The following is a 7,929-nucleotide window of genomic DNA, read 5'->3' on the forward strand; positions in this document are numbered from 1 at the left end:
AAATGAAAAAAATAATCGAAGGTAAAATCTACAACACAGAAACAGCTATTCTACTAGGTGAATACTCTAACGGTCTTTCACACAGCGATGCAAGATTTTTAGAAGAGGCAGTTTATGTAACAAAAAAAGGAGCGTACTTCCTTTATGGTGCTGGTGGAGTTATGACTAAATATATGGAGAGAGCTGGAAACACTAGTTGGGGAACTTCAACAATCACAGTTTTAACAGAAGAGGAAGCATATAAGTGGCTTGAGAAACATAATAAGTGGCAAGTGATTGAGGAGCGTTTCAGTTCTTATATCGAAGAAGCTTAATCTAATAAGTGAGGGGTAGCATTCCTAGGGATGTTACCCTTTTTACGTCTGACAGGCTATCTATTTAGTAGATATGGACTGTAAAAATAGCATAATTTCACGCACATGCTCTATAAAGGTGTAAATAAAAAAGAAAGTGGGGTGATTAAACTATGGTAGCTTATAAATGGGGAACTTTTTGTGATACTGAGTTTGATAAGCTAATTTTAAAAGTTTCCAATGAGTTTGATGATGACGCTGAGGAGTTCTTTTCAGAGTGTTTATACAAAAACAGGAGTAATATGTTATATCTGCATATCACTTGGGGGAGACGTTCTAATTCTCCTGCTAAGAGATGGCTTATTAAAGAGTATGGCTCAATAACTGATGACACAATTATTCTTGTTGATAGAGAAATGTGTAAAGCATGGTTAAAACATCATAGTAGGTATGAAGATATTGAGCAGTGTATTTTTGGAGCTGATAGAGTGATAAGGTATGCTACTAATATCCTATTAGGGGCTGGAGAGTTTGAAGAATTTTAACACTTAAGTTTCCAACCTTTGATAAAAAGGTCTATTCTTTTTATTAAAGATTAAAAAATACTTCTTTTATAAAGCATTTCTAACATTTTTAGGGTGATATGTTGAAAAAGGCAGTTTTCACCTTAGTTAAAATTTAATGAGTTAAGGCTTTTAGTGGTTGTAGAAATTAGGGTGATAAACTTTCCTGTGTGTAGCATAAAAAGTTAGGTGGAGTAGCATTTTAAAAGGCATTTATTCCTTGTCAATGTGACTGGTCATTATATTAATTATAAAACTTTAATGAGGAGGTCTCAATAATGACGAGAATCTATAAATCTTTAATTCTTGCACAGTTAAATAATTATAGTAGCAGAGAGAAAATGTTAGCTTATTACATCTGTTATGTGAGGGTAGTGTTACCTTGGGAGGATACTGTTTATATCGCTACTCAGAATAAGGAACTTTTTGCTGAGTTTGTAAAAGGCTTAGGGGCAGTCGATGCTTCCTATTTAGAAGAGTTATTTAAAGATTATGATATCTGTGTAGCAGAAGGCGATGCTTGTGGTGAAGTTGCACTTTGCATTAAATCGAATGCTAAGGGTTTTTTGGAATTAGCAGTAAGCACTGTAGATATTTCCAATTTTGATATTCAGATTGCTCCTGTTTATGTAGTAGTAGAAAAAATTAATAAGTTATTTAATGCATTAAAAGAGGGGAAAACTCTTATCAACTATAAAACACCTGCAGGTATTCAAGGCTTACATACCAGCTTAAACTGGCTTGATATAGATGTTTGGGGGCAGGGGGTTGCTGGAAGTGAGTGGAGGCAAATAGTTCAACTTTCTAATCGTTATGGAGATATTGGACAAGTCATTCTTCCTAACCTTAACCAACCATGTCCAACATATGAGCATATTAATGTGCTAGATATTCTAAAGGTTGAATTGCTAGAGGAGTAGATTATTTTAAGACAGTCATTAGGGCTGTCTTTTCTTATTTATATAGGGGTAGCACTATAAATATAAATGACGCATTGTAAAACTGACATTCAATTATATTACTTGTAGTAAAAAATAATTAGTTAGGAGTGATATAGATGTTTCCAATAAGTGAAAAAGTCAAACGAGCATACAGCTGGTTACACAGGGGAACAACCGTTGAACAAGTTCTGGATATTCCTGCTCATCTCAATTTGTACCACATTGCTCATAAGAATGGGCTTTTGATTGATTTTCTAAGGCCATCAGGTTGTCATTGTTCTAGGCCATTAAGTCAAATATCAGGTTTAGCAAACACACCTATGGATATTCAGATAGCTCAGGTTCAACAGGAGCTATTAAAAGGTTTTGGTCTAAACTTGGGGGATGACTTTTATAATCTGCATCTTAATAATCTACTAGTAAATTACTTACTTTATAGCTCACTGTGCTATGTACAGACTGAGGGACAAAATGGACTTGATAGCTACTATGTTACTAAACAGGTAGCGATTATTGAGGGGTTAAAACCCTTTATTAATTCTAAGGACATCGCTAAATTAAATAAAGGCTATTTCAATGACCGCTATGGAACTGAATTGTCTGAATTAACAGAGTCCAAACATAAAGTGATAGTACTTCGACCTGATGCTGATGGGTATCATCTAGGTAAAGGCATTTTTTATAGTAATAGCAGAAATAATGCGATATATCCTGCATATGTCCTTAGGGGTTATAAAAAAGCGTTACTTGGGGTTTTGAAACGCAGAGTAATTCGTATTAGTTGTTTAGATAGTTTAGGTGGAGATATTAAGTTTGTGACAACACTCAATGGCGATGCATTGTGTAAATGGTTAGGAGTATCTGAGGTAAATAGGTGTCAACCTATATGGCGACAGGTTGAGGGGTCATATTGTGAGGCTAACCTTACACTTCCTAATCTCGATGTTAGGAATGAGTTTATAACGATTAATTTGCTACACATTAAAAATGTGCAAATTCTTCCTTAATAGAGGTAGCTCCAAAAATGCGCTACGCTAAATCCTAAACTGTAGGGGTATAACCTTATAAAGTAGGTGTTTAAATCCTTACAAAAGCGTATACGCTGTCTAAAATCCTATGTTCTCCCACTGGCTGTATTTAATTTCAGCCTGTGGGTTTTATAAGGCTTCCTGCTTACCAAAAGTGTGCTTTTGGGAGACTCCTTGTTAGCGATATAGAAAATGCTCTATTTGTAGTAGGGGTTCTTTCAAAAGCTCTCTCAAAAGGTATTACCTAAAACCTCTTTCAAAACCTTGTTAGTTATATGGAACCACTTCCTAAAAAGATTTTTACTATGCAACATCATATATAAAGAAAGAAGTGATTTATATGGCAATTAAAACGTTTGGTTATGCTCGTGTTAGTTCTACTGACCAAAATCTTGCTAGACAGCTCGATGCTCTTCAACAGTTCGGTGTTATTGAGTGTGATATCTTTCAGGAAAAAATTTCAGGGGTTAAAAAAGATAGACCTGCATTTGAAGCTCTAAAACAACAACTAAGAGAGGGCGATACTGTAGTTGTTGAGTCCTTGTCTAGGCTCTCACGTTCTGCTAAAGATTTATTAGCTTTAGTTGAGGAGTGGGATGCTAAAGGTATCAAATTTATATCCTTAAAAGAGAATATAGACTTTTCCACTCCCACAGGTAAGCTCATGTTGGGTATGCTATCTAGTATGGTTGAGTTTGAAAGAAACATTATGCGAGAACGTGCTGACGAAGGTCGAGCAGCCGCTCGTGCTCGAGGTATGACTGGTGGAAGACCTAAAGTGAATCAGGAAAATTTAAAGAGAGCACTTCGCATGTATGATAGTAAACTTCATTGTGTCAGAGAAATATGTGAGGTCTGTCAGATAAGTTCTTCCACCCTATATCGTGCAATTAATGCGAGGTCAGTTGAAGAAATACATAAATAGAAAAGTTATTAAAATTCGCACCTAAGGTTAAAAGCAAGCATAGTAGATAGCTTGTACAGACTGTAAGGTGCTTTTTTAGTGCTTTTAAGCATCTTAATATTGGGGTAACTGATAAATTTTTTCTAACGAACGGACATGCGTGCAAAATACTGATATTAAAACAGACATTGCTTATTCCTTTTATAAAACAATTTAAAAGGAGGGCATTAAATATGTCATTAGCAAGCAAGTTAAGAGAAAAGTATGGTAGAGAGTTTATTACAGTAGAGGAGTTGGCAGTTGAGTTGTTTGTAAGTCCTGATGACATACACCCAATGATAGCAAAGGATGAGTTAAATGTAAGTAGAATTGGTAGCAGTATAAGAATTCACTTGGATGAGGTAGGACGTGTGTTTGGCACACTAGGCAAGGAACAAACTATTAATGGAGACGTTGTTGGGCTTGAATCAGCGTTATATAATGATAAAATAATTAATGCGAAAACGTGTTATGTTGAATATATAGACTATTGGCTTTCTATGTTATCTGTTAAAGGTTCTACTAAAGCAGGTTACCGTGATACAGGAAAAGCAATTATTAGAAAAATAGGTAAATATCCTATAGGTGAGTTAACTCTTGAATTATTAAAACAAGTGGATGATGAATTTTATAAGGAGTTTAAATATTCAACTTATGAAAAGCTTCATAGAGTATTAAAGCTGTCATTGAAATTTGCAATTAAAAGAAAACTTATTGTAGGAAATCATATATTAGAATTAAAACTTCATGTTAATAAAACGAACTCTCATATGGGGGCAAAAGAAAAAAATAGTCTAATAAATAATAAAGCATTGTCACCTGATGAAGTAAGAACAATAATCGAGGCTTGCAAAAGTAAAGTGGATATGTATACAATAGTAAATTTAATTAGTTATACAGGGGTTAGACCGGGTGAAGTGCGTGCTCTTAAATGGAGTGATGTTGATTTTGAAAATAAGTTTATTTATATAAATGAAGCGGCCTCACAAGAGCGTGAGAATATGACTATGAATTGTAGTGGAGTACTGAAGCCAGTTGTAGGTCGTCCAAAGTCAGTAGCTGGTGTTCGTGCGATACCTATGAATGAAAAATTAGAAGTTATATTACAGGAATGGAAAATTTATTTACAGCAGGCTAAAGAATATGCAAAAGCTAGAGGGAGTCATCTTGTTTTTCCTTCTAAAAGAGGTAATATGTTGGGGCAGTCAGGTCTTGGTAGACGTTTTAGGACTGTCATGGAAGCACATGGATTACATGGTAAAGGGTATGAATTATATAGCCTGAGGTATTCATTTGCTAATAATTTAATTAGAGACTGTAAGGTTGATATTAAGACAGTACAGGAATTGATGGGACATCATAAAGCAGATGTTCTTTTAAAGTATTATCTTGAGTCCGATGTGTCATATAAAAGCCAAGCGATAGCAAAGTTAAGTCTATAAAGAAAGCCTTGTAAAACATTAATATCTACGTTAACATGCCAACAATTAGAAAAATATTGGAGGTATGTAATCTATGGTAACAGGTACAGTAACCTATGTTAAAGCGAGTCAAAGATGGCTGTATCAAATTGATTTAGGTAAAACATCAGAAGGTAAACGTAATCGTAAAAGCAAGTCTTTTAAAAGCGAAAATGAAGCAAGGCAGGCTTTAGCAGTAGAACTTGCTAAAATAAATAAAACAACTTACATAGTAGATGAGTCTGCTGAAAAAGTATCTGATGGTATCTATTGGAATGACACTTTTGTAACAAGTCAAACACAACTTAAAGATTTCTTTGAGTACTTTCTATCCCTTTGTACTGCGAAACCTCATACTATAGAGGGGTACTTTGAAACAGCAAGACAAATAGCAAGAGGCTTAGGTGAAGTACCACTTCAAAATCTAACTACTAGTGTTATTACACAGTTTTTTAACGACTTCAAAAAGAACTATGCACAAGCAACTATTAATAAGACATTTGGCGTTCTTAAAAGGGTTCTAGAACTTGCAAAGGAATGCGAGCTTATAGAGAAAAATCCAATGTCTAATATGAAACGACCTAAGACAACTAAAGAAGGGGAAGTTAATAAACAAGTATATAAAGCTTTCAAGGATGATGAATTAAAACAAGTTCTTAAAGCTTGTAAAGAGTATAGTCAATGTGTTTATACAATGGCTAAAGTTTTACAGTATACAGGACTTAGACCAGGTGAACTACGAGCACTTGAGTGGCGTGATATAGACTTTGAAGTAGGACTAATACATGTTAGGCAAGCAGCCACACAGGAACGTGAAGGCATGACTTTAGAAAGTAGGGGGACAATTAGAGCAGTTATTGGAACAACTAAGACACCTTATAGTGTTCGTAAAATTCCAGTTAATTCTGAAGTGCTTGAGATACTTAGAGAGTGGCAGGAATATGTAAAATCTGATAGGGCGTACGAAAAGGCTAGAAAATGTCAGTATGTCTTTCCATCTACAAGAGGTGGAATGATAGGGAGCAGTGGCTTAAGTGTGAAGTTTCGAAAGGCTATGCAACAAGCAGGATTACATGGTAGAGGTTATGAATTGTATACATTCAGGCACACATTCTGTACCAATCTTATAAAAGAAAGTGTTGATATTCCAACAGTTCAACGTTTGATGGGTGATAATACCACAGATGTTATACTTAAGATTTACACATCAGTTGAAGAGCGAGACTTAGTTTCAGCAACTAAAAAGTTGAAAGGATACTTTGAAAATAGAGATTTATAAGAAAATAATCTAAAAATATAAAGGCATCTGTATAAATACAGGTGTCTTTTTTTAAAAAAGAATTCTTGTTGAAAGTATTATGTAAAATGGTAAATTTATGTTATACTAAAGAGGTTAAATAACCATGCAAGGGTGGCGTGGGGGTTATATGTTATCCTCCTGAGGGCTATGAAATAGTAAAAATGCTATGTCATAGTAGGAAGGGGGTGCTATGATGGAATTTGTACCAATGCTTATATTAGGTATAGCAGTTGTATTAGCAATTGTTGTTTATCCTAAGAAAGATACTTTTATTGAAAAAGTAAAATTCAAAGGTAGTTTTAAATCCTTTGAATTAGAAATTAGTGCAAAAGAAAAGAACTGTCCACCCTACCAAGATGACAGTTCTAACTTAGATAAATAAATTGTAAGTTTTCATAGCCCCAAATACAAAACATTTAGGGAGCATCAGTGTTACTAGCACTGGTGCTTTCTTTATACCCATATTATAACACAACTTCAATAGAATTAAACACTAAATTTTTATAGTTAAAAGAAATAAACAAAATATAGAAGTTAGCTCTAAGAACTAACTAGAATAATGTAAACAAAGCTCCTTTCTTATACTCGAATAGAGATATGAGAGGAGCTTTTTACTTTGTAAAGGATTTGATTAACTCACCAAGAAGTTTGATTTGGTCAGGAGAAAGCTTTTGAGAAATATCTAAGAGTTCTTGAAGATGTGGAGGTAAATCTTTAGGAGTATTAAAGAATTCACTTAAAGTAATACCTAAAGCATCACAAATAATAGAAAGAGTTGGAACATCAGCAATTCTATTATTATTTTCTAATTTACTGATAACAGCTTGAGAAAGGTTACAAGCTTTAGCAAGCTCAGTGGTAGTTAATCCCTTTGCAGTTCTGAGTTGTTTTAATCGTTTGGCAGTATCTATTTTTATCACCTATATTCTATTTTGGAATAAATCTATTGAGTTTATTGTAAAAAAAGAGCATGTGTAAAACAAATGCATTTCTAAAATGGAATTAAAATATTGAAAAAAATTCGTATATAGAATAATATAGTTTTATGAAGTGTTCGCAAAACTATGCATAATCTTAAATTAAATGACAGTAGGAAATGGCTGATAGTTAAGTAAAAAAGTGTTAAATAGTTAATTAAATTAGGATTAAATATGGTTATTTAGGATGTATTTCTTAGTAGAGAGGCATTTTCAATATTTAAAGAAGATAGATAAGCTGAAATAAAATATACAAAGTATTACATATATTAATGTGTAAAAATTATATTTTTTAAAAAATATATAGATAAAATCAATAAAAATAACATATATTTAATGTGCATAATTTTAAAATGGGGTAAAAAAATAGAATTAGGTAAATTTAACCATGTTTGAGATTATTTAGATTATAATGAATATATTT

At 33.4% G+C, this 7,929-nt stretch carries 9 protein-coding genes; 8 read left to right on the forward strand and 1 reads right to left on the reverse strand.

From position 1 onward, the window contains the following. Positions 1 to 2 precede the first annotated feature (2 nt). The 8 genes from ACLTBU_RS09860 to ACLTBU_RS09895 all read left to right on the forward strand — a co-directional run bounded on the left by ACLTBU_RS09860 (position 3) and on the right by ACLTBU_RS09895 (position 6,910). The gene (locus ACLTBU_RS09860) at positions 3 to 314 is read left to right on the forward strand and encodes a hypothetical protein (RefSeq protein ID WP_249331230.1); all 312 of its coding nucleotides are present in this window, start codon (positions 3 to 5) and stop codon (positions 312 to 314) included. A gap of 152 nt (positions 315 to 466) precedes the next feature. After that, on the forward strand, positions 467 to 838 hold the full coding sequence (locus ACLTBU_RS09865; protein WP_249331231.1) for a hypothetical protein: 372 nt from the start codon (positions 467 to 469) through the stop codon (positions 836 to 838). 296 nt (positions 839 to 1,134) lie between these two features. Then, on the forward strand, positions 1,135 to 1,776 hold the full coding sequence (locus ACLTBU_RS09870; protein WP_412218726.1) for a hypothetical protein: 642 nt from the start codon (positions 1,135 to 1,137) through the stop codon (positions 1,774 to 1,776). A 137-nt stretch (positions 1,777 to 1,913) separates the two neighbouring features. Continuing rightward, positions 1,914 to 2,804, forward strand: a complete 891-nt coding sequence (locus ACLTBU_RS09875; RefSeq protein WP_412218728.1) for a hypothetical protein — start codon at positions 1,914 to 1,916, stop codon at positions 2,802 to 2,804. 361 nt (positions 2,805 to 3,165) lie between these two features. Then, on the forward strand, positions 3,166 to 3,750 hold the full coding sequence (locus ACLTBU_RS09880) for a recombinase family protein (protein WP_249331234.1): 585 nt from the start codon (positions 3,166 to 3,168) through the stop codon (positions 3,748 to 3,750). 212 nt (positions 3,751 to 3,962) lie between these two features. Next, positions 3,963 to 5,210, forward strand: coding sequence for a tyrosine-type recombinase/integrase (locus ACLTBU_RS09885; RefSeq protein WP_412218729.1), 1,248 nt, complete (start codon positions 3,963 to 3,965; stop codon positions 5,208 to 5,210). Positions 5,211 to 5,283: 73 nt separating this feature from the next. Continuing rightward, positions 5,284 to 6,507, forward strand: coding sequence for a tyrosine-type recombinase/integrase (locus tag ACLTBU_RS09890; RefSeq protein ID WP_412218731.1), 1,224 nt, complete (start codon positions 5,284 to 5,286; stop codon positions 6,505 to 6,507). Between the two features lie 214 nt (positions 6,508 to 6,721). Continuing rightward, positions 6,722 to 6,910 carry a hypothetical protein gene (locus ACLTBU_RS09895; RefSeq protein ID WP_412218733.1) on the forward strand — a complete coding sequence of 63 codons (189 nt, stop codon included), beginning with the start codon at positions 6,722 to 6,724 and terminating at the stop codon, positions 6,908 to 6,910. Between the two features lie 229 nt (positions 6,911 to 7,139). Here the strand turns inward: ACLTBU_RS09895 and ACLTBU_RS09900 are convergent, their stop codons facing one another. Continuing rightward, positions 7,140 to 7,448, reverse strand: coding sequence for a helix-turn-helix domain-containing protein (locus tag ACLTBU_RS09900; RefSeq protein ID WP_412218734.1), 309 nt, complete (start codon positions 7,446 to 7,448; stop codon positions 7,140 to 7,142). Positions 7,449 to 7,929: the final 481 nt, after the last annotated feature.

Source organism: Zhenhengia sp. (assembly GCF_046966505.1).
In the GTDB taxonomy this organism is placed as follows: Bacteria; Bacillota; Clostridia; order Lachnospirales; family Cellulosilyticaceae; genus Zhenhengia; species Zhenhengia yiwuensis.